We start from the raw sequence: 24,569 nt of genomic DNA, 5'->3' as shown, positions 1-24,569 counted from the left end.
GTAGACAGAGCAGCAACGAGAGCGTGGGTAGTGGCTAGATGAGTATCGAAGTGTCCAACGAGTCGGGGATGGACATCTCCGAACCCGAGCTGGTCTCGGTCGCACGGTTCGCGATCGCCGGCATGGACGTGCATCCCGCCGCGGAACTGTCGATGGTGCTGGTGGATTCGGCCACGATGGCAGATCTGCACATGCGGTGGATGGATCTGCCCGGCCCCACCGACGTGATGTCGTTTCCGATGGACGAGCTCGAGCCGGGCGGTCGTCCCGATGCGCCCGAGCCCGGACCGGCGATGCTCGGCGACATCGTGCTGTGCCCGTCGTTCGCCGCGGATCAGGCTGCTGCAGCAGGGCATTCGCTCGAGCACGAGCTGGCGTTGCTGACCGTGCACGGTGTACTGCACCTGCTCGGCTACGACCACGCGGAGCCGGACGAAGAGAAGGAAATGTTCGAGCTGCAGAACCGGCTGCTGGCCGAGTGGTACGAAGACGCCAGGCGCGCGGAGCAGGCCGCCGAACAGGCCGCCCGCGATGCCCGGCTCCTCGGCAAGGCCGGTCTCGTCGACGGACTCGATCGATGATCTGCGTCGTCGAACAGGTGGAAGTGTGGGGTCCTAGGGCGTGAGCAGTGCTGTTGCGCTCATCGTGTTCGCTGTCCTTCTCGTGCCTCTCGGGGGCCTGTTCGCTGCCGTCGATTCTGCGCTGAACACGGTCTCGCGGGCGCGAATCGAGGACATGGTCAAGGACGAGCGCCCCGGTGCCACCGGCCTCGTCGTGGTGGTCGGAGACCGCCCGCGGTACGTCAATCTGATGGTGCTGCTGCGCATTCTGTGCGAAATCGGCGGCACAGTGTTGCTCGCGGGTGGCCTGACGCAGTTGATCGACTCCACCACGGCATTGGTGATCAGCGCGGTGGCCATGGTGTTGGTCAGTTACGTCGTGATCGGTGTCGGTCCTCGAACCCTCGGTCGGCAGAACGCGTACTCGATCGCGTTGGCGGCCGCGTTGCCGTTGCGTGCACTCGGGTGGCTTCTCGGACCGATCAGCAGACTGCTCATCCTCATCGGTAACGCGATCACTCCTGGTAAGGGATTTCGCAACGGCCCCTTCGCCTCCGAGATCGAACTCCGAGAACTGGTGGACATGGCCCGCGAGCGCGGCGTCGTGGCCGACGACGAACGGCGGATGATCCAATCGGTGTTCGAGCTGGGTGACACCTCCGCCCGTGAGGTCATGGTCCCGCGCCCCGAGATGGTGTGGATCGAGTCCGACAAATCAGCAGGACAGGCCACCTCGTTGGCCGTGCGCAGCGGCCACTCGCGCATCCCGGTGATCGGCGAGAACGTGGACGACGTCGTGGGTGTCGTCTACCTCAAAGATCTTGTGCAACAGACGTATTACTCCACCGACGGCGGTCGCGGAGTGCAAGTGTCCGAACTGATGCGTCCGGCCGTCTTCGTTCCCGACTCAAAGGCACTCGACAGTCTGCTCGCCGAGATGCAGCGCGATCGCAACCACATGGCCCTGCTCGTCGACGAGTACGGGGGCATCGCAGGGCTGGTGACCATCGAGGACGTGATCGAGGAAATCGTCGGCGAGATCGCCGACGAATACGACTCCGACGAGGTTGCGCCCATCGAGGAACTCGACGACGGACGGTATCGACTGTCCTCGCGGGTGCCGCTCGAGGACCTCGGCGAGATCTTCGGCATCGACATCGAATCCGAGGAAGTCGACACCGTCGGCGGACTCCTCGGGTACGAACTCGGCCGAGTACCGTTGCCCGGTTCGCAGGTGATCACCCACGGACTCCTGCTGCGCGGAGAAGGTGGAGCCGACCCCAAGGGCCGCGTCCGCATCGCCACGGTCCTGGTCGAGAAGCTCGAACCCGACGAAGAAACCACCGAGGACGACGACTCGTCGGACGTCACTCGTCAACACTGAAATCTGGAGGTGCTCTTGTGTCCGAGCAGAACAACGGTGAGTTCCGATCCGGATTCGTCTGTTTCGTAGGCCGACCCAACACCGGCAAATCCACGCTGACCAATGCGTTGGTGGGATCGAAGATCGCCATCACGTCCTCGCGTCCCCAAACGACGCGGCACACCATTCGCGGCATCGTGCACCGGGAGCACGCCCAGCTGATCCTGGTCGACACCCCGGGCCTGCACCGACCGAGAACGCTACTGGGTCAACGCCTCAACGACCTGGTGCAGGACACCTACTCCGAGGTCGACGTCATCGGACTCTGCATCCCCGCGGACGAGAAGATCGGGCCCGGCGACCGGTGGATCCTCGAACAGGTGCGGCACATCGCGCCCAAGACGACGCTCATCGGAATCGTGACCAAGATCGACAAGGTCAAGAAGGAACGCGTCGTACAGCAGCTGATGTCGCTGTCGAAGCTGCTAGGTGAAAATTCGCACGTCATCCCGGTGTCGGCCGAATCGGGCGAGCAGATCGAGAAGCTCGTCGACCTGTTGGCCTCTGAGCTCCCCCCGGGCCCGGCGTTCTACCCCGACGGCGAGCTGACCGACGAGCCCGAGGAAATCCTCATGGCCGAACTCATCCGTGAGGCCGCGCTCGAAGGCGTCCGCGACGAGCTGCCTCACTCGCTGGCCGTCGTCATCGACGAGATCACCCCCCGGGAGGGACACGACAACATGCTCGATGTCCACGCCATCATGTACGTGGAGCGATCGAGCCAGAAGGCGATCATCATCGGCAAGGGCGGTTCGCGACTCAAAGAGGTCGGCACGGCGTCGCGACTGCAGATCGAGAAGCTGCTCGGCACCCGGATCTACCTGGACCTGCACGTCAAAATCGCAAAGGACTGGCAGACCGACCCGAAGCAGATGGGCAAGCTCGGCTTCTGACGTCACTGTGATCGCACATCCGTGAGCGCGGTTGCAACCTCGGTTTAACACGATCGAAAGCGTCGTGCTGTTCACTGGAGTTCGTCCTCGACCTGCCGTGCGCAGGAGAACTCCAGCGGAAGGACGTGATTCATGTCTTTCGATATTGCGTCCATGGCGGCGGATCTGTCGTCACCGGTGGCAAAGCGCCGAATGGACGGCGCGATCGATTTCCTGAGATTCGAGGGCAAGTGCGACGGTTTTCTGTTCGCCTACAAGGATGACGTCGCAGGTAGATTCGTCACCGTTGGACAGCGTGGATACGGAGACACCGTTGCTGATTTCCTGACCGGCAGCATCGATACGCGACCCGAATTCGAGAAGCAGTTCTCGAACCACGAGTTCATCTTCGATTGGACCGAGGTTCCGGGGTTCGCCACTTCCTACAGCGGGAGCAAAGTGCTGCGGCCTCACGGCTTCAATAACGGCGTGCTGATGTTGTTGCACGACAACGCCGGAGAGATCATCGGGATGTGCCACGGAAACGTGGAGAAGCAGAACTTCCCCGGCACCGGCAAAGAACTGCTCGAACGGATGCGGCCGGCATTCACCGGGTACGCGCTCGACCGTCGTTCCGCAGCGCGCTTTCGGCTCACTCATCGTGAGTTGCAGATTTTGGACTGTGTCCGACGAGGGATGTCCAACTCCGAGATCGGCGAGCAACTTTTTCTGTCGCCGCGCACTGTCACCACTCACGTAGAGAAGATCCTGCGCAAACTTGGCGTTCCCAATCGTGTCCTCGCTGCGGTGTACGCCACGGAACTAGGTCTGGGTTCCGACGATCGGTCCGTCGACTCGCAGCGTGCCGCCCTGCGCTGATCCGCAACACTGCGCAACTCGCATCGCCATGACGGCGTCGGTGACACCGACGCCGTTTTTCGTGTAGTCGATCGACTCCGCCGCGTAACAGCATCGAAATATGTTGTGCTGCAACAGGTAAATTCAGTGACTCAGCGCATGAAGGATACGTATTTCGACGTATATGAACTGCGCACTCCATTGTTTACCGTTGATCATCCGCACAGTTCGAAGTCGCACTACGCGGAATCCTCGACTCGTGCTCCGCTCCAGGGGCCCGACAACGCGTCCTTCCAGACGGGTCAATCCTCAGATCGAAGGAACATCTCCCATGAAAATGGCTGTCAGAACGGCCACCGCATGATGCCGCGCATGTCGAACCGGCGACGTCCGAGAGCGATCGTCGCCGCTGTCGCAGTGCTTGCCCTGAGCGCGCTCTCGGCGTGCAGTGCCAGCAGTGCCGCAGACGTAGAGACCGGCAATACGTTCGTGGTGGCAATCGAGTCCGAGGCCGACGTTCTCGATCCCCAAGTAGCCGGCGGGTGGGTCAGCTGGCGAATCAACCAACAGATTTTCGAGCCGCTGGTGACCGAAGATCTGCGAACACCGTCTTCGGAGGCGGCTGTACCCGCTCTCGAGCCTGGCTTGGCCGACTCCTGGGACGTGTCGGAGGACGGACTCACCTACACGTTCCACATTCGTGAGGGCGTCACGTTCCACGACGGAACGTTGCTCGATGCCGAGGCAGTCGAATACAACTTCCGGCGCATGTGGGACAAGACGGCTCCGCAATATTCAGCCAAGGCGGCGGGTCAGACGAACTTCATCTGGCAGAACACGGCCGATGTCCAGGCCGTCGACCAGTACACGCTCGTCGTGACCGAGTCCCAACCGTTCTCGCCCTTTCTTCGCATGCTCGCGCAGGGCGGAAACGGCTCGACGGCGATCATGAGCCCGGCGTCGATCGAGACCTACGGCGACGACGTCGGCGACCACCCCGTGGGTACCGGGCCGTTCGTCTTCGACGAGAGGATTCGTGGTGAGCGAATCAGCCTGGTACGCAACGACGACTACTGGGGCACGAAGCCCTCGATCTCGGGCGTGGTGTTCCGGCCCCTGCCGGACGCGTCGGCGCGGGTGGCTGCGCTGCGCAGCGGCGATGTCGACATGATCGCGGTACCGAGCCCGGACAGTATCGACAACTTGGTGAGCGAGGGCTACCAGCTGTCGGAGGGTACACCGCCGCACGTGTGGTACCTCTCGTTCAACATGCAGGACCCGAACATGGCGATCAAAGAGGTACGTCAAGCAATCAACCTGGCTGTCGATCGGGACGGAATGGCAGACGATCTCCTTCGCGGAAGTGTCAACCCCGCCTACGGTGTTCAAGCGCCGGCCAACGGCGCGTACGTCGAGCGGACCGACGCCTACACGCGGGATATCGCGAAGGCGAAGGAGTTGCTGGCTTCGGTCGGACTGCAGGACGGCTTCGAGACGACCCTCATCACCTCTGTGGACGGCTCGGGTCAGATCATTCCGACGCAGATGGCGGAATATCTGCAGCAGAATCTCGCCGAGATCGGAATCGACATGGAAATCCAGACGCAGGAATGGATTTCGTATCTCGGTACGTGGGCGCAGGGCATGAAGCCCGGTGTCGGTATGGCCCAGATGTCGTGGGGTATGACGACGCCGTACTGGCTGTACATCGTCACGTCCTCGAAGTTGCAGTCTCCCAACGGAGTAAACGTGGGGTACTACTCCAACCCCCAACTCGACGCGGTGATGGATCAAGCCATCCGAGCGACCGACGAGGACGTCGCCAACGACTTCTGGCGCCAAGCAAACGACATCGTGACCGAGGATGCAGCGCTGGCTCCGGTGGTGAACGACAAGGCCCCCTATGTGTTGGCCCCGTACGTATCCGGATTCGTCTCGCCCAGCGAGGAATGGTACGACCTGAAAGAAGTGAGGCTCGAACAATGATGCGTACGGTGGCACATCGCCTGCTGTCCACGATCCTGGTTCTGTTCGGAGTCAGCCTGATCGTCTTCATGCTGCTGCAGTTGGTTCCCGGAGATCCGGCGCTGACCATTCTCGGATCCGGTGCTACTGCAGAGTCGGTCGCTGCGGTGCGCACCGAGCTCGGCCTCGATCGCTCGCTACCGATTCAATACTTCGACTACATGGGCGGCTTGCTGCAGGGTGATTTCGGTCGCTCGTTGACGGTGAACAAACCGGTGTCGGAGATCATGGTGCCTCGGCTGTGGAACACGATCATCCTCACGTTCGCCGCTCTGGTGCTGTGCGTGATCATCGGCGTTCCGCTCGGAATTGCGGCGGCCCGCAAGCAGAACAGTGTGTTCGATCGAATCGCCATGTTCGCTGCGCTCGCCGGAGCGAGTGTGCCCGTCTACTGGTTCGGGCTCGTGTTGATCGGCTTCTTCTCGATACGTCTCGGGGTGTTCCCCACCTCGGGCATGTACAACAGTCGAAGCCCAGGAGGTCTGGGGGACATGCTCACCCACCTGGTGCTACCGGCGGTCGCGGCGGCTCTGGTGCCGCTGGCAGTAGTCGCCCGCATGTCACGCTCGGTGATGGTGGATGTGTTGCAGCAGGACTACATTCGCACGCTCAGGGCGTCGGGATTGTCGGAACAGTCGGTGCTGTGGCGACACGGACTGCGCAATGCGCTGCCGCCGATCGTCACCGTCATCGGTCTGCAGGTCGGCTACCTGCTCGGCGGCGTGGTCTTCGTCGAAGTCGTATTCGGGTGGCCGGGCCTGGGGCAACAGCTCTACACGTCGATCACACAGCGAGACATTCCCGTCGTGCAAGCCGGGGTGCTGTTCATCGCGCTGGCATTCGTCGTCATCAATCTCGTCGCCGACACGGCGGTCGGGCTTCTCGATCCGCGCTCACGGAAGAAGGTCTCGGCATGAACGCATCCGTCAGCATCGATGCTCGGTCCGGTCGCAGAGTGTCTCGACGACCTTCGACGGCTCCGTCGACCACGGAAGCGGCGACTCCGGCCTCGGCCTGGAGGCTCGGCTTACGCGCCTTCGGCCGGGACAGGATCGCGGTAGCGTCAGCGGTGTTCCTGCTGCTGGTGGTACTTGCGTCGATCTGTGCGCCGTTGCTGACCCCGTACAGCCCGACCATGGGTGATCCGGTGAACAGACTCGCCGGGATCGGCACCGAAGGGCATCCACTCGGCCTGGACGGGCAAGGGCGGGACATTCTTTCCCGGCTGCTCTACGGCGGGCGCAACTCCCTCGTCGTGGCAGTGGTGCCGGTACTGGTGGTCTTCCCGATCGCGTTGATGATCGGGCTGTTCGCCGGCTACAAGCGAAGCAGGGCAGGCGAATTGCTGATGCGCATTCTCGACGTCCTGTTCGCCTTTCCACTCGTGCTGCTGGCGATTGCGCTGTCGGCAGTTCTCGGTGCCGGACTCGCCAACGTGATGCTGTCCATCGGAATCACCCTGGTGCCGTACATGGCGCGGGTGGCATACACCGCGACAGTGCAGGAATCGGGCAAGGAATACATCGAGGCAGCGCGGGCCTACGGCGCAAACGTCGGTCATCTGATGTTCCGAGAGCTTGCTCCCAACGTCGTGGCCAACCTCACCGTGTACGCAACCACGTTGTGCGGCTTGATGATCGTCGTCGCTGCCGGACTGAGCTTCCTCGGTGTCGGCGTCGTACCGCCCACAGCGGACTGGGGAATCATGACCTCCGACGGCTCCAGCGTGCTCCTCGAAGGCATCTATCACATCGCCACCATCCCGGGCATCGTCATCCTTCTCGTTGCCCTGTCGTTCAACCTCGTCGGCGACGGAATCCGCGACGCCCTCGATCCGAGAAAGCAGACGAGCTGATGACCGCATTGTTGAGAATCGAAGACCTGAGCGTCGATTTCCATACCGACGGTGGCGTGGTGCACGCGGTCGAGAACGTCGACCTTTCGGTCGAACCGGGGGAGATCCGAGGGCTGGTCGGCGAGTCGGGATCAGGCAAGAGCGTCACCTCGCTCAGCGTCCTCGGTCTTCTCGGATCCGGGCGCGCCCGAATCAGCCGCGGACGCATTTTCTTTCGTGGGGAGAACCTGCTGGAGAAGGACCAGCGAGGCATGCGCAAGATTCGCGGTGGTCACATCGGACTGGTGTCGCAGAATGCCCTCAGCGCGCTCGACCCGTCGTTCGCGATCGGTGCTCAACTGGTCGAGGTCATTCGCTTGCATCAGAACGTCGATGCAAAGACCGCGCGTAGAACGGCGCTGGAAGCGCTCGAACTCGTGGCACTGCCGGATGCGGTGAGAAGAATGAAGGCGTATCCGCACGAACTCAGCGGTGGACAACGCCAGAGAGTCGTCATCGCGATAGCGCTGGCTTGCCGGCCCGAACTGCTGCTGGCGGACGAGCCGACAACGGCACTCGATGCCACAGTGCAGAAGCAGATCCTCGATCTGCTGCTGGACATCAACCGCGAGCTCGGCACCGCGATACTGATCGTCACCCACGACTTCGGCGTCGTCGCCCATGTGTGCTCCGAGGTCACCGTCATGCGGCACGGGCGAATCGTCGAAACCGGCACGCGCGCAGATATTCTCGAGCGGCCACAGCACCCTTACACCCAGGGGCTGATGAACGCGGTTCCCAAATTGCGCTTGTCGGCAGCCGAACGAGCGATCCCGCGCTCGAGCCGCCGGTTGTTCGAGTTCTCACACGATTCGATCTCCGAAGGGGGAAAGAGCAATGTCTCAGCGTGACCGATCGAAGGCATCGACCATCTCGTCGGCCGGCAAACTACCCCTGGTCTCGGTCCGTGATCTGCGTAAGGTCTATCGGGTTCGAGGCGATGGACGATCCATGGCGGATTTCGTGGCGGTCGACGATGTCAGTTTCGACATCGGGCGGGGTGAAACGTTCGGATTGATCGGAGAATCCGGCTCGGGCAAGACGACGACCGGTCGCATGGTGCTCGCCCTCGAAGCGGCGACGTCCGGTTCGGTTCTGTTCGACGGCAACGACATCGCGGCACTCAGCTCGCTGGACATGCGTCGCTACCGCAAGAACATGCAGATCGTCTTCCAGGATTCGGGCTCCGCGTTCAACCCGCGACGTAGCGTCGGATCCCAGGTCGGCTATGCGCTCGAACGCTTTGCCCTCGCGGCCAAGAGAGATATCCGGCCCTTGGTGCTCGAGATGTTCGATCGAGTGGGTATGGAACCGTCCCACTACGACCGCTACATTCACGAATTCTCGGGCGGCCAGCGGCAACGTCTCGGTATCGCGCGCGCTCTGATCACCGATCCCGACTTCATCGTTCTCGACGAGCCGACCGCAGCTCTGGACGTTTCGGTCCAGGCCCAAATACTCAACCTGCTCAAGGACCTACAAGCCGAACGCGGACTGACGCTGCTTCTCATCACGCACAATCTGGCGCTGGTGGAGCACATGTGCGATCGCGCCGGCGTGTTGGCTCGCGGAAAGCTGGTCGAATCCGGGCCCGTGGACGAGCTGCTGACCGATCCACGCACCGATATCACCCGCACCCTCGTCGATGCAGTACTCGAGCCGACGCTCGGACTGACACGATGATCGAACAGCGCTGGGCAGCAGCAGCATTGGAATCACGCTCGGTATCTGCCGCGATCGTCGGCGGAACTCTGGCCGACGCCGCAGCGTCGGCGGCGATCGAGTCGGCACACCGTCTCGCGTCCGCATTGACCGTCGACACACCGATTCCACTGCAGTTGACCATGAACAAGAGCTGTGATGACTGCTGACAGTACCCGCCGCGAGTTCGACCCACTCACCGCCTCGATCGCAGATATTCACCGCCGAGTCGAGTCCGGTGCTCTTGACCCGGTTGCCGTTGTCGATGCATACCTCGCCCGGATCGACGAGGTGGACGACGACCTCGAGTCGTTCGTCGTGGTGAACACCGCGCAGGCCAGGACAGTAGCCGAGCGCCAACGTGATTCGATTCGCCGCGGAGAACCAGGAGGCCCGTTGCGAGGCGTGCCCTTCGCCGTCAAGGATCTCTACGACGTAGACGGTCTCCCCACGCGATCGGGCTCTCTCGCGTCATCGGATGCTCCGGCGCAGCGAGATTCCGAGACCGTTGCACGTCTCCGGGCGGCCGATGCCATCCTGCTCGGCAAGACCACAACGCACGAGTACGCGTACGGGGTCAACACACCGCCGACACGTAACCCGTGGGCGCTCGATCGAGTGCCTGGAGGGTCGAGCGGCGGATCGGGTGCTGCCGTTGCAGCGCGGCTCGTCCCCGCCGCGATGGGAACCGATACCGGTGGGTCCATACGGATACCGGCTGCACTGTGCGGAGTCACCGGAATGAAGGCCACGTACGGCCGGATCAGCAAGCGTGGAGTGACGGTACTGAGCTGGACGCTCGACCATGCAGGCCCGTTGACGACGACGGTCGCCGACTGCGCGTCGATGCTCGGTGTGCTGGCGGGACACGACCCTGGCGACCCGTACAGCGCTGCGGTCGAAGTTCCGGACTACACCGCACTGCTCGACCGAGGGGTGAAGGGCCTGCGTCTCGGGGTCAGCGAACGCTACTTCACCGACCGTCTCGATCCCGACGTGGCAGCGGCGTTCGAGAATGCTGTCCGGGCACTCGAAGCTGCGGGTGCCACCATCGTTCCCGTGAGTTTCGACGGCGTCGAGCTCTGTCCCGACATCGTCGGCGTCATCGCCTCCGTGGAGGCCGCATCGGTGCACCAGGCTCGCGCCAACGAACGCCCGGATCTGTTCGGATCCGATGTGATCGATGCGCTGCGGGTGGGTCATCTCCACAGCGGTGTCGCCTACGTCGATGCGCAACGAGCACGGTCGGTCGTACTCGGCGGCATGCATCGGATGTTCGGATCGGTGGACGCGTTACTGTCACCGACCATCGCCACGACTGCACCATCGTTCGGTGCATCTCGAATGGCGTTGGCAGAACGAGAGATCGACATACTCAACGGCCTGAATGCGCTGACGGTGCCGGCCAACGTGACCGGCATGCCGGCTTTGACGGTGCCCGCCGGATTCGATTCGACAGGATTGCCGATCGGACTTCAGATCATGACTCCACCGTTCCAGGAGGCTCTCGCTCTGGCGGTGGGCAATGCATACCAATCCCTGACCGACAGTGCCGCAGCGGTACCTGTCATCACTTCGAGAGGAAGAACCGAACAATGAGCGCACAGGACTTCGACCCCACCCGTGAACAGTTGGCAGCAGTCTTCGAATACGCGGGACTCGACATCGAGCCGGCGCGGCTCGAGGAGAAGTTCGAGGTGTACCGCAGCACGCTGGAACTCATTCGCAAGGCAAGCGTGACCGGTATCGGAGAAACCGTTCCCGCAGCGGCATTCAAGGCCTCCTGGACCTGATCAGCACTCACTCGTCGTACGAAAGGACCACCAGCATGCAGTTGTACGAACTTTCCCTCACCGAGGTGGCCGACAAGATCCGCACCGGGGAGGTATCGCCCGTCGAAGTCACCCAGTCGGCCCTCGACCGTCTGGACGAGGTGGAGCCTGCAATCACGGCCTTTGTCACGGTCACGGGTGACCAAGCGTTGACTCGAGCAGCCGAAGCGGAGCGAGAGATCGCAGCCGGCCGGTACCGCGGTGCCCTGCACGGCATTCCGCTCGGCGTCAAAGACCTGTACGACACCGCGGGGATCCTGACGACGTCCAGTTCCGCGCAGCGTGCCGCGAACGTGCCGACGGCCGACAGCGCGTCGGTGGCCAAGCTGTACGACGCGGGAATGATTCTGGTCGGTAAGACCCAGACACACGAATTCGCCTACGGAGCAACGACTCCGACCGCAGGAAATCCGTGGGACGTCACCCGCACGCCAGGTGGCTCCAGCGGCGGTTCCGGTGCCGCGGTCGGCGCGGGCGTGGTGCACGTCGCGCTGGGAAGCGATACAGGAGGATCGATCAGAATCCCTGCCGGTGTCTGTGGGGTGGTCGGCCTCAAGCCCACGTTCGGACGAGCGTCCCGCGCTGGGGTCGCATCACTGTCCTGGTCTCTCGATCACGTCGGACCGTTGACGCGCAACGTCTCCGACGCGGGACTGGTGCTGGGCGCGATGTCGGGCTACGACCGACGCGACCCGGCGTCCGTCGACATGCCGGTTCCCGATTTCCTCGCGGGTATCACGGACGGAGTCGCCGGGACTCGAATCGGCATACCGTCGAACTTCTACACCCACAACGTTCAGCCGGAAGTCACCGAAGTTGCGCATCGCGCCGCAGAAGCGCTCGAACGACTCGGCGCGATCCTGGTAGAGGTCGAGGTCCCGCTCGCAGAGTACGTCCTGCCGGTGGAGTGGGCGATTCTGACCGCCGAAGCCAGTGCCTATCATATGGATTCGACGCGGCAGTCGCCGGAACTGTTCACCGACGAAGTGCGAACGTTGGTCGAAGCGGGCGAGGCGATTCTCGCGACCGATTACATCAATGCGGTCCGCCTGCGTACGCGAATTCAGGAGGCATGGAGGGACATGTACTCGACGATCGACGTGTTGCTGGCCCCGACCGTTCCCGGTGTCGCATCGCTACGCAGCGATCCCTTCTTCCACTGGGATGATGGAACCGTGGAGGGTTCGACCAGTGCGTACTCGCGAATGTCCGCCCCGGCGAACGTGACTGGTCTTCCCGCACTGCAGGTACCTGCGGAGTTCTCGGCCGGGGGCTTGCCGATCGGCGTTCAGATCATCGGAAAGCCGTTCTGCGAGGCCGATATACTGAGGGTGGGTTACGCGCTGGAGCAGTCATCCGATGTAGTCGGTCGAATCGCGCCCGTCGTCACGGCGAGCAGCGCGGTTCGGTGACGTGACGTCCGCCGACATCGAGGGGCCCGTGGTCGAGTCGATCGTCGGGCACGAGTCCGATCCGGCTCTCGCGGAGCACCTTCACCGGCTACGGCACAGCGGTTTCGTCGAATACGTACACATCCCGGCGGAGGACATGGATCGGACTCGACTTCGTGTGAGCTCCGATGCCGGGCGTGACTATCGCATCGCACTCGGTCGCGAGCATCGGGTGCAGGATGGTTCGGTGCTGCTGCTCGAGTCCGAGCGTGCAGTGGTGGTCCGCGCAGGCGAGCCCCGAGTACTGGTGTTGCGCGCAACCTCGGTGTCGGCGGGACTCCGGCTCGGTTTTCTCGCCGGCCACCTGCATTGGAAATCCTCCATGACCGACGACGTCGTCGAGGTGTCGATGCAAGGTGAGGTGGACGACTACCTGAACCGAATCGCCGAGCTCGTCGCCGTTGGATCGGTGGAAGTGCAGTCGCAGTGACGGTCTCCGAGGTGCTGATGACGCTGCGTCTGGGCGACAGTGCATTTCCCTCGGGTGGATTCGCTTTCTCGTCGGGACTCGAAGGTTCGTATCGCGACGGATTCGTGACCGACGAGTCGGGAATGAAGGAATTCGTGCGCGAGCAGGTGATCGGGCGTTGGAACACCGTCGATCGCCGAGTGTTGAGGGCGGCATGGCCTCACGGGTCCGCCGAGGTGGCCGACCGCCGGTGCGAGGCGCACAGCACCATGTCGGTGCTGCGCGAAGCCTCGCGTAGGGCGGGGGCAGCTGTATTGGGGACGTTCGCCGCTCTCGGTCACGAGGATGTGTCCGACTACCGTCGGTCCGTTCTGTCCGGGGCCGTTCCAGGTCATCTTCCGGTGGCCCAGGCGCTGTGCTTCCGCGCGGCGGGGTTGTCACTGGCGTCGGCGGAAACGGTCAGTGCCTGGCAGGCGGTCTCGGGGATCGCCGGTGCGGGCCTGAGGCTGGGCATCGTGGGGCACCTCGGTGCACAGCGCATCCTGGCCGATCTCGAGCCGGCGATCGCCCATCTGCTGACCGACCGACCTCCCGCTGACGCGGCGAACCTGCATTCCTTCACTGCATTCGCAGATATCTCGGCTCAGCGGCGAAGCGATGGCGCGCGGCTGTTCGCCAATTGACGTCCATACCTCTACACGAGAACGGAATTCGAGCGTGAACCTCACTCCTACCGAGAGCGAGCGGTTGACCATCTTCACGGCAGCCGAGTTCGCCCGGCGAAATCTCCGCGACGGTGTTCGTCTCTCGCATCCCGAGGCGGTCGCGTACCTGACCGACGAGATCCTGCTCGCTGCCCGCAAGGATCTGAGCTTCGAGGAGGTGATCGACCACGCCGGTCACCTGCTGACCGCGGCGCAGGTTCAGGCCGGAGTTGCGGCGATGGTGGACATGATCATGGTGGACGCGCCGTTCGCCGAGGGCACGAAGCTGATCACCGTGGTCGACCCGATCGCGCCCTCGGCGGACGATGTCGTTCCCGGCGAGATCATCGTGGCCGATCGGCCGGTCGTGCTGTTCGGCAGTTCCGAGATCACCACAGTCACCGTCGTCAACAGGGGAGATCGCGACGTTCAAGTACGCAGTCAGACACACTTCTTCGAAGCCAACGAGTCCCTGGAATTCGATCGGCGCGCGGCGTGGGGACGCAGGCTGGCGGTGGCCTCGGGTGCGGGTGTGAGATTCGAGCCCGGAATGTTCGTCGTCGCACGCCTGGTTCCGATCTCGGGTGACCGAGTGGTGCACGGCTTTCGGGGACTTGTCGACGGTCCGCTGGACTCGAACGAGGATGCGACGGCGGGATCTCCCTCGTGAGCAACGACGACATCGCGATCGACAGGGCCTCTTATGTGCGGATGTTCGGCCCGACGGTCGGAGACCGGATTCGGCTCGCAGATTCGTCTCTGTTCGTGGAGATCGAGCGTGATCTGACCACGCCCGGGTACGAGCTGCTGGCGGGGGCGGGAAAGAACGTGCGTGACGGGGAGGGGTACCGGCCTACGTCGACGGCATCGGACGGCGCACTCGATTACGTGTTCATCGGGGCCACGGTGATCGATGCGGTGCAGGGAGTAATCAAGGCCGACATCGGTATTCGCGGTGGCCTCATCGCCGGTATAGGCAAAGCAGGCAATCCCGATGTGATGCCCGACGTCACCGAGGGCATGGTCGTCGGACACATGACCACACCGATACCGGCGGCGGGGCTGATCGTCACGGCCGGTGCCATCGAAACCCACGCTCACCTGATCTCTCCACAGCAGAGCGAACACGCGCTGGCCACCGGGACAACCACCCTGATCGGAGGCTCACCCGGCCCGGCGTTCGAGGTGGGAACCGGAAGCGCGCGCAATCTCGGACTGTTCCTCCAAGCTGGTGAGCACACACCGATGAACTTCGTCGCCTTCGGCAGAGGTGCGTCCGACGAGCGAGCGGTACTGGAATCGGTGGCAGCAGGTGCAGGTGCGGTCAAGATTCACGAAGACTTCGGCGCATCACCCGCGGTGATCGACAAGACCCTTCGCGCAGCAGATTCCGCGGACTTCGCCGTGCATCTGCATACCGACTCGATCAACGAGTTCGGGTTCGCCGAGACAACCATGAACACCATCGGCGACCGGACGATCCACATGTATCACGTCGAAGGTGCAGGCGGAGGCCACGCACCCGACCTCATCCGATGCGTTGGATACGACAACGTCATACCTGCATCGACGAACCCCACCAACCCGTACACCGCGTACGCGCTCGACGAGGGCATACCGATGACGATGGCCGCGCACAACATGAACTGGCAGGCACCGGAGGACGTGGCGTTCGCCGAAGCGCGCATTCGTCCGCAGACGATGGTCGCCGAGGACTTCCTGCACGACATGGGCGCGATCTCCATCTTCGGAAGCGACACACAGGGAATGGGTCGCGTGGCCGAGAACATCGCCAATTGTTGGCAACTGGCGGATGTGATGAAGCAGCGGGTGGGACGATTGCCGGAAGAGACGACCGAGGCGGCCGACAACGAGCGAGTCAAGCGGTATATCGCGAAATTGACTGTCAATCCAGCTATCTCGATCGGTGCCGCCGGGTACATCGGGTCCGTCGAAGTGGGCAAGGTGGCTGATCTCGTCCTGTGGTCACCGGCCTTCTTCGGCGTCAAACCCGAGGTGGTCATGAAGAACGGCTTTGTCGCGTGGGCCGCACTCGGCGATGCGGCGGGCAGCATTTCGCGTTCACAACCGGTGGTGAGTCGGCCCAATTGGGGTGCGCTCGGGGCGGCATCCGCCGAACTCGGCATGGTCTTCATGTCCTCGCTCGCCCTCGACGCCGGCATCGCGGAGCAGCTGGGTCTGCGAAAACGCGTCGTCCCCATCGCGTCGGTTCGGGGCTTGCGCAAATCCGACATGGTGCGCAACTCGGCGCTTCCGGTGGTCGAGGTCGATCCACGAACCTTCGAGGTCAGGGCAGACGGGGTACTGCTGACCGGCGAACCTGCGACCAGCGTCCCCTTCTCGAGGAGGTACCTGCTCCGATGAACGACCGACGTGCAGCACGTATCGGGATAGGCGGGCCCGTCGGATCAGGAAAGACCGCCCTCGTCGAGCAGCTCATCGCCGTCTTCGGCGCTGCAGATCGATCGATCTCGGTCATCACGAACGATCTCGTCACGGCCGAGGACGCCGAACGAGTCAAGCGCAGCGGCCTTATCGACCCGGCACGGGTACGGGCGGTGGAGGCGGGCGGATGTCCGCACACCGTGATTCGCGAGGACCCATCGCTGAACATCGCGGCCGCCGACGAGTTGGAGGCGCAGTTTCCGAACACCGAGGTGATCCTGCTCGAAAGTGGCGGAGATAATCTGGCGTCCACCTTCTCTCGGGATCTGGTCGACTACTGGATCTTCGTGATCGACGTGGCCGGCGGAGACGACATCCCCCGTAAGCGAGGCCCCGGTGTGGTTCGGTGTGATCTGTTGGTGGTCAACAAGATCGATCTCGCCCCGTACGTCGGCGTGGATCTCGAGTTGCTACTGCGCGAGGCGGAGCTTGTGCGCGGCGGCAAGCCGATCGTGTCCACCAATGCCCGCACGGGCGACGGCATCGCCGCAGTGGTGGCGCAGCTCGATCGCGATGTGTTGTTCGTGTGATCTCGCGGTCTCTGGATCTGTCCTTCGAAGCGGTGGACGGACGGACGGTGTTCGACAGAAAGCGCTACCGCTGGCCGCAGTCGGTGGGGCGCATGTTTCCCGGGCCGCATCCCGGTTCTGGTTCTGTGATCGTTCAGAACTCGGGGGCATCGATCCACCCCGGCGATGTGATCGAGCAACGTGTGGACGTCGGCTCGGGCGCGTATGTACAGGTTCTCGGCCAGGGCGCGATGCTGGTGACGGGAAAGCCAGGCGGTGCAGCGGCGACCGAGTCGACGGTTCTGCGGTTGCGGGGCGACGGTCGATTGATTCATTGCACCGAGCCCAGAATCCTCACGCGGCATGCGCATTTCGCGCAACTGACCGACGTGGAGATCGGCGACGGGTCCGCAGTCGTCGTGGACGCCTTCGTGTTGCATCCCGAGCTGACCGCGGGCGACGTCGGCAGCATCAGCTCCACCGTCCGGCTTCGTTGCGTCGAGGGTCAGGAACCCCTGATGGTCGATGCCCAGCTGCTCGATTCGAGCCTGTGGCCGCGCTCGCTTCGCGCGTTCGGCACCGTCTACGTCCTGGGGTCGGCAGCGACCGTGCCGTCGTTGTCGGACGTGGACGGTGTTCACATGGTTGTCACGGAGCTTCCGAACGGCGTCGGCCATGCCGTGCGAATGGCCGCAGAGGAGGGCGGTGCGTTGCGGACGGCTCTCGACCGGACGGTGCGGCTGGTCCGGTGACGATCTGCCCAGGCCGTGCCCTATGCACGGCTGGACCCACCGGTCGTTCCGCAGGCTCCACTCCTGTCTCGTAGCAGACTACGAAGTTTCGCTCACCTGGGTCCACCAGGGATCGGGGCGCTTGCGGTGCCACTGCAGCACGTTCTCGAGTTGAGCGGCGACCGACACCAGTAGCGGCTCAGAGGATTCGTGCCCCATCAGTTGTAGGCCGATGGGGAGGCCGCCGGCGGTGAATCCTGCGGGCACGTTGACGCTCGGCCAGCCGAGGACGTTCCACGGCCAGGTGTACGGGCAATGCTCGGTGATGACCCGATCGGTATCGGCGTTGGAGATGCCGTCGATGGCCTCGATTCGGGGCGGCGGGGTGGCCGTCGTCGGGGCGAGCACGATGTCGTACTCGTCGAAGAACCGGCCGATGCGCCGGCCGATGCGCGGCTCGGCGGCGCGTGCTGCGCGCAGCGGCGCTCCGGCGAGAGCCCGGCCGCTCTTGGCATTGGCTCGGGTCCTCGGGTCGGCGAGGGAGGGATCGGGCAGGCGATCGAGCCAGGTCGCCACGCCGGCCAGCGATCGCGGTAAGAAGTTGAGCCCCAACAACATTCCGTAGGCGGGGTCATCGACGACCACTCGGTGTCCGAGCAATCGCAGGACCGCCGACATCTCGTACGCGGCACCGACGATCTCGGGGTCCAGCGGGGCGGGCGTCGGAATGAACGGCTTGCGCAGGCTGAGCGCAATCCGTAGTGAACCGGGATCGCGCCCGACGGCGTCGGAGACGGTCAGCGGAGCGGGACGATGCAGATCTCCGTCATGACTACCCGAGACGACGTCGAGGAGCAGTGCCGCGTCGGCCACGGTGCGCGCGAGGGGGCCGATGACGGTGATGCCGTTGAACGCCTCGGGCTCCGGCCACGACGATATGCGTCCGCGTTGCGGTTTGATCCCCACGAGATTCGTCCAGGAGGCCGGAATTCGCACCGAGCCGGCACCGTCGGAACCCAGAGCGGCAGAGACCAATTCGGCAGCCACTGCGGCAGAACTGCCGCCCGAGGAGCCGCCGGGAGTGCGCTCGCGGTCCCATGGATTGCGGGTGTGCCCGAAGGTGCCGCCGGTGAACGGCCACTGGCCGAGTTCCGGGCTGTTGGTCTTTCCGACGATGACCGCTCCGGCCGCACGCAGTCTGCGCACCACCTCCGAATCCGTGGCGGCAGGTGGAAAGTCGCCCGCACAACCGAAGGCGGTCGGTTCGCCCGTGACGTCCACGTCGTCCTTGACGGCAACGGGAACGCCGAGCAGGGGAGCGGCGTCCCCGGCGGCGCGCAGCCGATCCGCTTCGGCTGCCTCGGCGAGGGCGGCGCTGCGGCGCACGAGGCGGAACGCATTGAGCGTGGGTTGGCTCTTCTCGATGCGATCGAGCGATTCGGCGACCGCCTGTACCGAGGTGATGCGACCCGACGCGAGAGCGGCGGCTTGAGCAACGAGAGTCGACCGATGAAAATCCACGTCTGCACAGTATCGACATCTCGTCAGCGCGGGAACGGTCACCGCCGCTGCGCGCGTGGGACACTGGATCACGTGAGGCCATACCGTGACAACGCAGTCGTCCTGCGCCAGCACAAGCTGGGTGAGGCCGATCGCATCGTCACGTTGTTGACCAGGGAGAACGGAATCGTGCGGGCCGTCGCCAAAGGGGTTCGCCGCACCAAATCCAAGTTCGGTGCGCGGCTGGAACCGTTTGCGCACATCGACGTTCTGCTCTATCCGGGACGCAACCTCGACATCGTCACCCAGGTGCACACGGTCGATGCGTTCGGTGGAGACATCGTGGCCGACTACGGTCGCTACACCACCGGCTGTGCGGTCCTCGAAACTGCCGAACGGCTGGCAGGCGAAGAGCATGCACCCGCGCAGCGGCTGCATCAGCTGACCGTCGGTGCCCTGCGTGCCCTCGCGCAACACGTGCGGCCTCCCGAGCTGGTGCTCGACGCATACCTGCTGCGCGCGATGGGTTTCGCCGGATGGGCTCCCGCACTGACCGACTGCGCGCGGTGCGCAGCGGTAGGGCCACATCGAGCTTTCCATGTCGCTGCCGGTGGAGCCGTATGTGTGCATTGCCGTCCGCCGGGATCGGCGACGCCGTCGACAGGGGTTCTCGATCTGATGGTCGCACTCGAGCGGGGGGAGTGGGACTACACCGTCACAACCTCCGATGCCGTTCGCAAGCAGGCCAGTGGACTGGTGGCGGCGCATCTGCAATGGCATCTGGAACGACAGTTGCGCACACTTCCGCTCATCGAACGCTCGCACCCGCATCAGGTCCCGCTGGCGCAACCTGACTCCGTGTTCGCCGACACCGTCGGGCAGGATGGGGACCGTGATTCGACGACGAGAGCCGCAACCCCGGCCTGACGAACAGTCGGCAGTGCGCCCTCCCGATCCGCATCCCTCGGGCGCTCGGCCGCCGATCCTGCAGCCCGAACTCATCCCTCGCCACGTCGCGCTGGTGATGGACGGCAACGGCCGGTGGGCACAGGACCGCGGCCTGCCGCGTACCGCGGGGCACGAGCAGGGCGAAGCGGTGCTCATGGACACCGTGTGCGGGTGCATCGAGATCGGGGTGCAGTGGTTGTCCGCATACGCATTCTCGACGGAGAACTGGAAGCGCAGTCCCGACGAGGTCAAGTTCCTGATGGGCTTCAACCGCGACGTCATTCGTCGTCGACGCGACGAGATGAACGAGATGGGCGTCCGAGTTCGCTGGGCCGGCCGTCGACCGAGGTTGTGGGGCAGCGTCATCAAGGAACTCGAAGTGGCCGAGGAGTTGACGAAACGCAACACCGTGATGACGTTGACGATGTGCGTCAACTACGGTGGCCGGGCCGAGATTGCCGATGCCACAAGGGAAATCGCTCGACAGGTGGCCGCGGGCAAGCTGAACCCCGAGAAGATCACCGAGGCCACAGTCGCCAAGTACCTCGACGAATCGGATATGCCCGACGTGGATCTGTTTCTGCGTCCGTCGGGGGAGCAGCGGACGTCGAACTTCCTGCTGTGGCAGTCCGCCTACGCGGAGTTCGTGTTCCAGAAGAAGCTCTTCCCGGATTTCGACCGTCGGGATCTGTGGGAGGCGTGCATCGAATACGCCTCGCGGGACCGACGATTCGGTGGAGTCAAGTATGAGTGACAACGCGAACGGCACGCCTGACGAGGGGCTTTCGTTGCAGGCCCGTGCCCAGTTGGCGCTCTCGCAGTTCGCGACGGTCACGCTCGGTGACGAGGGATCTCTCGGTTTCGACTACGCGGGCGCTCTGTGCTCACTGCGTGCCGTTCGACTCTCACCCGAACTCGAAGTGCTCTCGCTCACCGCGGTGTTGGCCTGGGATCGTCCGCTCAAGGCCGCTCTGCACAAGAAAGTTGCCGACCGCAATGCCGATTCGCAGTTCGGTGCCATCTCGGTCAACACCCACGACAAGCTCGCAGATGTGTTGCTGCGCTACACCTTTCCGGCGAACGGTCTGGATGACGAGGCAATGCTGACGATGCTGATCCTGGTACTCGCCGGAGTCGAAAAGGCGCGCGAGGGTCTGTTGCCCTGATCGGTCAGCTAAGGTTTGCCTGTACTTACTTTTCCAGTAGAGGCGGATGCAATGACAGTGCGGTTGACCCGGTTCCTGACGGCAATAGCGTCGGTGATCGTCCTCGGTGCATCGGTGACGGCCTGTTCGACCGCAGATTCCGAGAATTCGGGGACGCAGTCGGCGGACGGTGCATTCCCGGTCGTCATCGATCACATCTACGGCAGCACGACCATTGCCGAGAAGCCAACGCGCATCGTCACGCTCGGGGTGTCCGACGCCGATGCCGTCATCGCCCTCGGCACCGTTCCCGTCGGCAACACCGGGTACACGTTCTACGAGACCGGACTGGGTCCGTGGACCGACGAGTTGGTCGGTGACGCGCCGTTGACGCTGCTGGGCTCGGAGTCCGAGCCGAACTTCGAGCTGATCGCGTCTCTGGCGCCGGATCTCATCACCGGACTCAACGCGGGTTTCGACGAGGCGACGTACGACAGGCTCAGCGGCATCGCGCCGACGGTCGCCCGACCTGCAGGATCGGCTGCCTATGCCGTCGATCGTGAGGTGGCCACCGACACCATTGCTCGCGCGATGGGTGAAGGCGACCGCGGCGAGGAGTTGAACACGCAGACCAGCGATGCGCTGGAGCAGGTTCGAATTGAACATCCCGAGTTCGCGGGCAAGACAGCAGCAGTGGTGCTTCCGTACGACGGCCAGTTCGGTGCATTTCTGCCCGGTGATGCCCGCGGCACATTCGTCACCTCGCTGGGCTTCGAGGTCCCGGAAGCGATCCGCGCCGAGGACGACGGCACCAACTTCTTCGTTCCGGTCGGGGCCGAGAACATCTCGATGCTCGACGCGGACCTGGTGCTCTATCTCGGTACCGGCGACGACATCGACGTGGTGGCCGAGAATCCGATCTTCGGAACGCTCGATGCTGCACGTGGCGACGCGATCGTTCCGTTGTCCACCGATCAGCGTGGAGCGATCACGTACAACTCGGTGCTGTCGATTCCGTTCGCGATCGACGCATTGGTACCTCGCGTGGCGGACGCCGTCGCCTGAGCGGCTTCACTGCGCGGCAGCGCTGCACTGACTGCACGTGCCGAATATCTCGATCGTGTGGCTCACGTCGCTGAAGCCGTTGGATTCGGCGACACTCTGCGACCACTTCTCGACGGTTGGCCCTTCCACCTCGACGGTGAAACCACACGAGCGGCACACCAGGTGATGGTGATGTCCGGAGGAGCAGCGCCGGTAGACCGACTCGCCGTTGTCGGTCCGCAGTACGTCGACCGTCCCGGCGTCGGCCAAGGTCTGGAGGGTGCGATACACCGTGGTGAGGCCGATACCCTCACCACGCTTGCGCAATTCGTCGTGCAGATCCTGGGCGGACTTGAACTCTTCGATGGTGTCGAGCAGATCCGAGATCGCACTGCGCTGCTTGGTGGCCCGCACTCCGATGGCGACGGGTCGTCTGGGTGCGGCGGTATCGGTGGACTTGTCGGTCACAGGTTCCGGCCTTCCTCGGCGTGGGCCACGGCGTCGACGACGATATGGGAGAGGTGATCGTCGACCAGTCGGTACAGGACCTCGCGTCCGTTGCGTTCTCCGCGCACCACGCCCGCTGCCTTGAGTACCCGAAGGTGCTGGCTGATCAACGGTTGAGTGACACCGAGGGCGACGACGAGTTCGTGGACGCACCGCTCGGACTCGCGCAGCTGCAGCACGATGGCGATGCGCACCGGGGCCGCGAGTGCCCGCAGGATGTCGCCCGCCGCAGTCAGAGTCTCCTTCGGCGGGATGTGAGCCGGGGGAGCGACGGCGAACGGATCGCCGGAGTGCAACGGATGCTCGGGGTCCTGTCTGTGGGGCGAACTTGCTTCCACTGTCGAGTCCGTGGACACGGTTGCGGCTCCTTCGGTCGCCGGTTCGTTGCCGGCGGACTCTCCCTGCACGATCGACGTCATGGCATCAGGTTAGTGCAGTAGTTGTTATTGCAAATCGTATTCATTGTGATATGCACAGGTACGCATGTCAACTTCCGCACTCGACCGCTGTTCGGATTCGACCGCCGAGCCAGATAGTCTGATCAGGGCGAAAACCGCCCACGTCACCTCTTACACGATGTAACCGAAGATGGAGAGCTCCGCCAGTGGCACCCAAGTCCAAAGTCGAAACCGTCGCCAACCTCGCCAAGCGCAGAGGCCTCGTCTACCCGTGCGGCGAGATCTACGGCGGTACCAGGTCGGCGTGGGACTACGGTCCGCTGGGCGTCGAGCTCAAGGAGAACATCAAGAAGCAGTGGTGGCGCAACATGATCACCAGCCGCGACGACACCGTCGGGCTGGATTCCTCGGTGATCCTGCCGCGTGAGGTGTGGGAGGCGTCGGGCCACGTCGAGACGTTCTCCGACCCGCTGGTGGAGTCGCTGCACACGCACAAGCGGTACCGCGCCGACCACCTCATCGAGGCGTACGAGGAGAAGCACGGCCACCCGCCGGAGAACGGCCTGGCCGACATCCGCGACCCCGAGACCGGTGAGCCCGGCTCGTGGACCGAACCGCGTGCATTCTCGGGACTGCTCAAGACCTTCCTCGGCCCGGTCGACAACGAGGAGGGCCTGCACTACCTGCGTCCCGAGACCGCACAGGGCATCTTCGTCAACTTCGCCAACGTGCTGACCACCTCACGCAAGAAGCCGCCGTTCGGCATCGGCCAGATCGGCAAGAGCTTCCGCAACGAGATCACCCCCGGAAACTTCATCTTCCGCACCCGCGAGTTCGAGCAGATGGAGATGGAATTCTTCGTCAAGCCGGGCGAGGACGAGCAGTGGCACGAGTACTGGATCGACTACCGCATGAAGTGGTACACCGACCTCGGCATCGATCCGGAAAACCTGCGGCTCTACGAGCACGCCAAGGAAAAGCTGTCGCACTACTCCAAGCGCACCGTCGACATCGAGTACAAGTTCGGCTTCCAGGGCAGCGCGTGGGGTGAGCTCGAGGGTGTTGCGAACCGTACCGATTACGACCTCTCGGTGCACTCGAAGGCGTCGGGCCAGGACCTGAGCTACTACGAGCAGGCCACCGACACTCGTTACACCCCGTACGTCATCGAGCCTGCGGCCGGTCTGACGCGTTCGCTGATGGCATTCCTCGTCGACGCCTACAGCGAGGACGAGGCCCCCAACGCCAAGGGTGGCGTCGACAAGCGTGTCGTGCTCAAGCTCGATCGTCGTCTGGCCCCGGTGAAGGTCGCGGTGCTCCCGCTCTCGCGTAACGCGGACCTGACGCCCAAGGCGAAAGATCTTGCGCAGCAACTGCGTCAGTACTGGAACGTCGAATTCGACGACGCCGGAGCCATCGGTCGCCGCTACCGTCGTCAGGACGAGATCGGCACCCCGTTCTGCATCACGGTCGACTTCGACACCCTCGACGATCATGCCGTCACCATCCGCGAGCGCGACACGATGGCGCAGGAGCGGGTGGCACTCGATCAGGTCGAGGGCTACATCGCGTCTCGTCTGATCGGCGCGTAA

General features: G+C 63.7%; 27 protein-coding genes. 24 read left to right on the top strand and 3 right to left on the bottom strand.

The features are described from left to right. The first annotated feature begins 38 nt into the window (after nt 1-38). From ybeY to R4P57_RS11580, 19 genes are all read left to right on the top strand, one after another. Nucleotides 39-581 (top strand): rRNA maturation RNase YbeY, encoded by a 543-nt coding sequence (ybeY, locus tag R4P57_RS11670; RefSeq protein ID WP_317803018.1) that lies wholly within the window; start codon nt 39-41, stop codon nt 579-581. A 40-nt stretch (nt 582-621) separates the two neighbouring features. Next, complete coding sequence (locus tag R4P57_RS11665) at nt 622-1,944, top strand: hemolysin family protein (RefSeq protein WP_317803017.1); 1,323 nt, start codon at nt 622-624, stop codon at nt 1,942-1,944. Between the two features lie 17 nt (nt 1,945-1,961). After that, a complete protein-coding gene (era, locus tag R4P57_RS11660; protein ID WP_317803016.1) occupies nt 1,962-2,876 on the top strand; it encodes a GTPase Era in 915 nt (304 codons plus the stop codon). A gap of 132 nt (nt 2,877-3,008) precedes the next feature. Further along, complete coding sequence (locus tag R4P57_RS11655) at nt 3,009-3,734, top strand: response regulator transcription factor (RefSeq protein WP_317803015.1); 726 nt, start codon at nt 3,009-3,011, stop codon at nt 3,732-3,734. Nucleotides 3,735-4,085: 351 nt separating this feature from the next. Next, complete coding sequence (locus R4P57_RS11650) at nt 4,086-5,699, top strand: ABC transporter substrate-binding protein (protein ID WP_317803014.1); 1,614 nt, start codon at nt 4,086-4,088, stop codon at nt 5,697-5,699. Next, nucleotides 5,696-6,655 carry an ABC transporter permease gene (locus tag R4P57_RS11645; RefSeq protein WP_317803013.1) on the top strand — a complete coding sequence of 320 codons (960 nt, stop codon included), beginning with the start codon at nt 5,696-5,698 and terminating at the stop codon, nt 6,653-6,655. The genes R4P57_RS11650 and R4P57_RS11645 overlap by 4 nt, the downstream gene beginning before the upstream one ends. Further along, complete coding sequence (locus R4P57_RS11640; RefSeq protein ID WP_317803012.1) at nt 6,652-7,593, top strand: ABC transporter permease; 942 nt, start codon at nt 6,652-6,654, stop codon at nt 7,591-7,593. The genes R4P57_RS11645 and R4P57_RS11640 overlap by 4 nt, the downstream gene beginning before the upstream one ends. After that, nucleotides 7,593-8,483 carry an ABC transporter ATP-binding protein gene (locus R4P57_RS11635; RefSeq protein ID WP_317803011.1) on the top strand — a complete coding sequence of 297 codons (891 nt, stop codon included), beginning with the start codon at nt 7,593-7,595 and terminating at the stop codon, nt 8,481-8,483. Before R4P57_RS11640 ends, R4P57_RS11635 begins: the two co-directional genes overlap by 1 nt. Further along, on the top strand, nt 8,470-9,315 hold the full coding sequence (locus R4P57_RS11630) for an ATP-binding cassette domain-containing protein (protein WP_317803010.1): 846 nt from the start codon (nt 8,470-8,472) through the stop codon (nt 9,313-9,315). Before R4P57_RS11635 ends, R4P57_RS11630 begins: the two co-directional genes overlap by 14 nt. Then, nucleotides 9,312-9,503, top strand: coding sequence for a hypothetical protein (locus R4P57_RS11625; protein ID WP_317803009.1), 192 nt, complete (start codon nt 9,312-9,314; stop codon nt 9,501-9,503). Before R4P57_RS11630 ends, R4P57_RS11625 begins: the two co-directional genes overlap by 4 nt. Continuing rightward, the gene (locus R4P57_RS11620; RefSeq protein WP_317803008.1) at nt 9,493-10,932 is read left to right on the top strand and encodes an amidase; all 1,440 of its coding nucleotides are present in this window, start codon (nt 9,493-9,495) and stop codon (nt 10,930-10,932) included. Before R4P57_RS11625 ends, R4P57_RS11620 begins: the two co-directional genes overlap by 11 nt. Next, nucleotides 10,929-11,126 carry a hypothetical protein gene (locus R4P57_RS11615; protein WP_317803006.1) on the top strand — a complete coding sequence of 66 codons (198 nt, stop codon included), beginning with the start codon at nt 10,929-10,931 and terminating at the stop codon, nt 11,124-11,126. Before R4P57_RS11620 ends, R4P57_RS11615 begins: the two co-directional genes overlap by 4 nt. A gap of 35 nt (nt 11,127-11,161) precedes the next feature. After that, a complete protein-coding gene (locus R4P57_RS11610; RefSeq protein WP_317803005.1) occupies nt 11,162-12,577 on the top strand; it encodes an amidase in 1,416 nt (471 codons plus the stop codon). 1 nt (nt 12,578) lies between these two features. Continuing rightward, on the top strand, nt 12,579-13,046 hold the full coding sequence (locus R4P57_RS11605; RefSeq protein ID WP_317803004.1) for an urease accessory protein UreE: 468 nt from the start codon (nt 12,579-12,581) through the stop codon (nt 13,044-13,046). Further along, nucleotides 13,043-13,708 carry an urease accessory protein UreF gene (locus R4P57_RS11600; RefSeq protein ID WP_317803003.1) on the top strand — a complete coding sequence of 222 codons (666 nt, stop codon included), beginning with the start codon at nt 13,043-13,045 and terminating at the stop codon, nt 13,706-13,708. Before R4P57_RS11605 ends, R4P57_RS11600 begins: the two co-directional genes overlap by 4 nt. A 34-nt stretch (nt 13,709-13,742) precedes the next feature. Further along, nucleotides 13,743-14,399: an urease subunit beta gene (gene ureB / locus R4P57_RS11595; RefSeq protein WP_317803002.1), complete on the top strand. Its 657-nt coding sequence runs from the start codon at nt 13,743-13,745 to the stop codon at nt 14,397-14,399. After that, nucleotides 14,396-16,114: an urease subunit alpha gene (gene ureC / locus R4P57_RS11590; RefSeq protein ID WP_317803001.1), complete on the top strand. Its 1,719-nt coding sequence runs from the start codon at nt 14,396-14,398 to the stop codon at nt 16,112-16,114. Before ureB ends, ureC begins: the two co-directional genes overlap by 4 nt. Next, nucleotides 16,111-16,725: an urease accessory protein UreG gene (ureG, locus tag R4P57_RS11585; protein WP_317803000.1), complete on the top strand. Its 615-nt coding sequence runs from the start codon at nt 16,111-16,113 to the stop codon at nt 16,723-16,725. The genes ureC and ureG overlap by 4 nt, the downstream gene beginning before the upstream one ends. Next, on the top strand, nt 16,722-17,456 hold the full coding sequence (locus R4P57_RS11580; protein ID WP_317802999.1) for an urease accessory protein UreD: 735 nt from the start codon (nt 16,722-16,724) through the stop codon (nt 17,454-17,456). The genes ureG and R4P57_RS11580 overlap by 4 nt, the downstream gene beginning before the upstream one ends. Nucleotides 17,457-17,534: 78 nt before the next feature. On the opposite strand, the gene R4P57_RS11575 is transcribed toward R4P57_RS11580, so the two are convergent. Beyond that, on the bottom strand, nt 17,535-18,956 hold the full coding sequence (locus tag R4P57_RS11575) for an amidase (RefSeq protein WP_317802998.1): 1,422 nt from the start codon (nt 18,954-18,956) through the stop codon (nt 17,535-17,537). Nucleotides 18,957-19,028: 72 nt separating this feature from the next. On the opposite strand from R4P57_RS11575, the gene recO reads away from it, so the two are divergent. From recO to R4P57_RS11555, 4 genes are read left to right on the top strand one after another with little or no spacing between them, the layout of a single operon-like run. Next, entirely contained in the window at nt 19,029-19,862 is an 834-nt protein-coding gene (gene recO, locus R4P57_RS11570) for a DNA repair protein RecO (protein WP_008715506.1), read from the top strand. Then, a complete protein-coding gene (locus tag R4P57_RS11565; RefSeq protein ID WP_121869510.1) occupies nt 19,819-20,637 on the top strand; it encodes an isoprenyl transferase in 819 nt (272 codons plus the stop codon). Before recO ends, R4P57_RS11565 begins: the two co-directional genes overlap by 44 nt. Then, nucleotides 20,630-21,049 (top strand): hypothetical protein, encoded by a 420-nt coding sequence (locus R4P57_RS11560; protein WP_317802997.1) that lies wholly within the window; start codon nt 20,630-20,632, stop codon nt 21,047-21,049. Before R4P57_RS11565 ends, R4P57_RS11560 begins: the two co-directional genes overlap by 8 nt. Nucleotides 21,050-21,100: 51 nt before the next feature. After that, nucleotides 21,101-22,093, top strand: a complete 993-nt coding sequence (locus tag R4P57_RS11555; protein ID WP_317802996.1) for an iron-siderophore ABC transporter substrate-binding protein — start codon at nt 21,101-21,103, stop codon at nt 22,091-22,093. Nucleotides 22,094-22,099: 6 nt separating this feature from the next. On the opposite strand, the gene R4P57_RS11550 is transcribed toward R4P57_RS11555, so the two are convergent. Beyond that, complete coding sequence (locus R4P57_RS11550) at nt 22,100-22,540, bottom strand: Fur family transcriptional regulator (RefSeq protein ID WP_317802995.1); 441 nt, start codon at nt 22,538-22,540, stop codon at nt 22,100-22,102. Next, nucleotides 22,537-22,998: a metalloregulator ArsR/SmtB family transcription factor gene (locus tag R4P57_RS11545; RefSeq protein WP_317802994.1), complete on the bottom strand. Its 462-nt coding sequence runs from the start codon at nt 22,996-22,998 to the stop codon at nt 22,537-22,539. Before R4P57_RS11545 ends, R4P57_RS11550 begins: the two co-directional genes overlap by 4 nt. A 185-nt stretch (nt 22,999-23,183) precedes the next feature. Between R4P57_RS11545 and R4P57_RS11540 the strand changes: the two genes are divergently transcribed. Then, on the top strand, nt 23,184-24,569 hold the full coding sequence (locus R4P57_RS11540) for a glycine--tRNA ligase (RefSeq protein WP_317802993.1): 1,386 nt from the start codon (nt 23,184-23,186) through the stop codon (nt 24,567-24,569).

It is taken from the genome of Rhodococcus sp. IEGM 1330 (assembly GCF_033142445.1).
Taxonomy (GTDB): Bacteria; Actinomycetota; Actinomycetes; order Mycobacteriales; family Mycobacteriaceae; genus Rhodococcoides.
The sequence above is the reverse complement of the archived record's forward strand: the minus strand, read 5'-3'. Positions and strand labels throughout refer to the sequence as shown.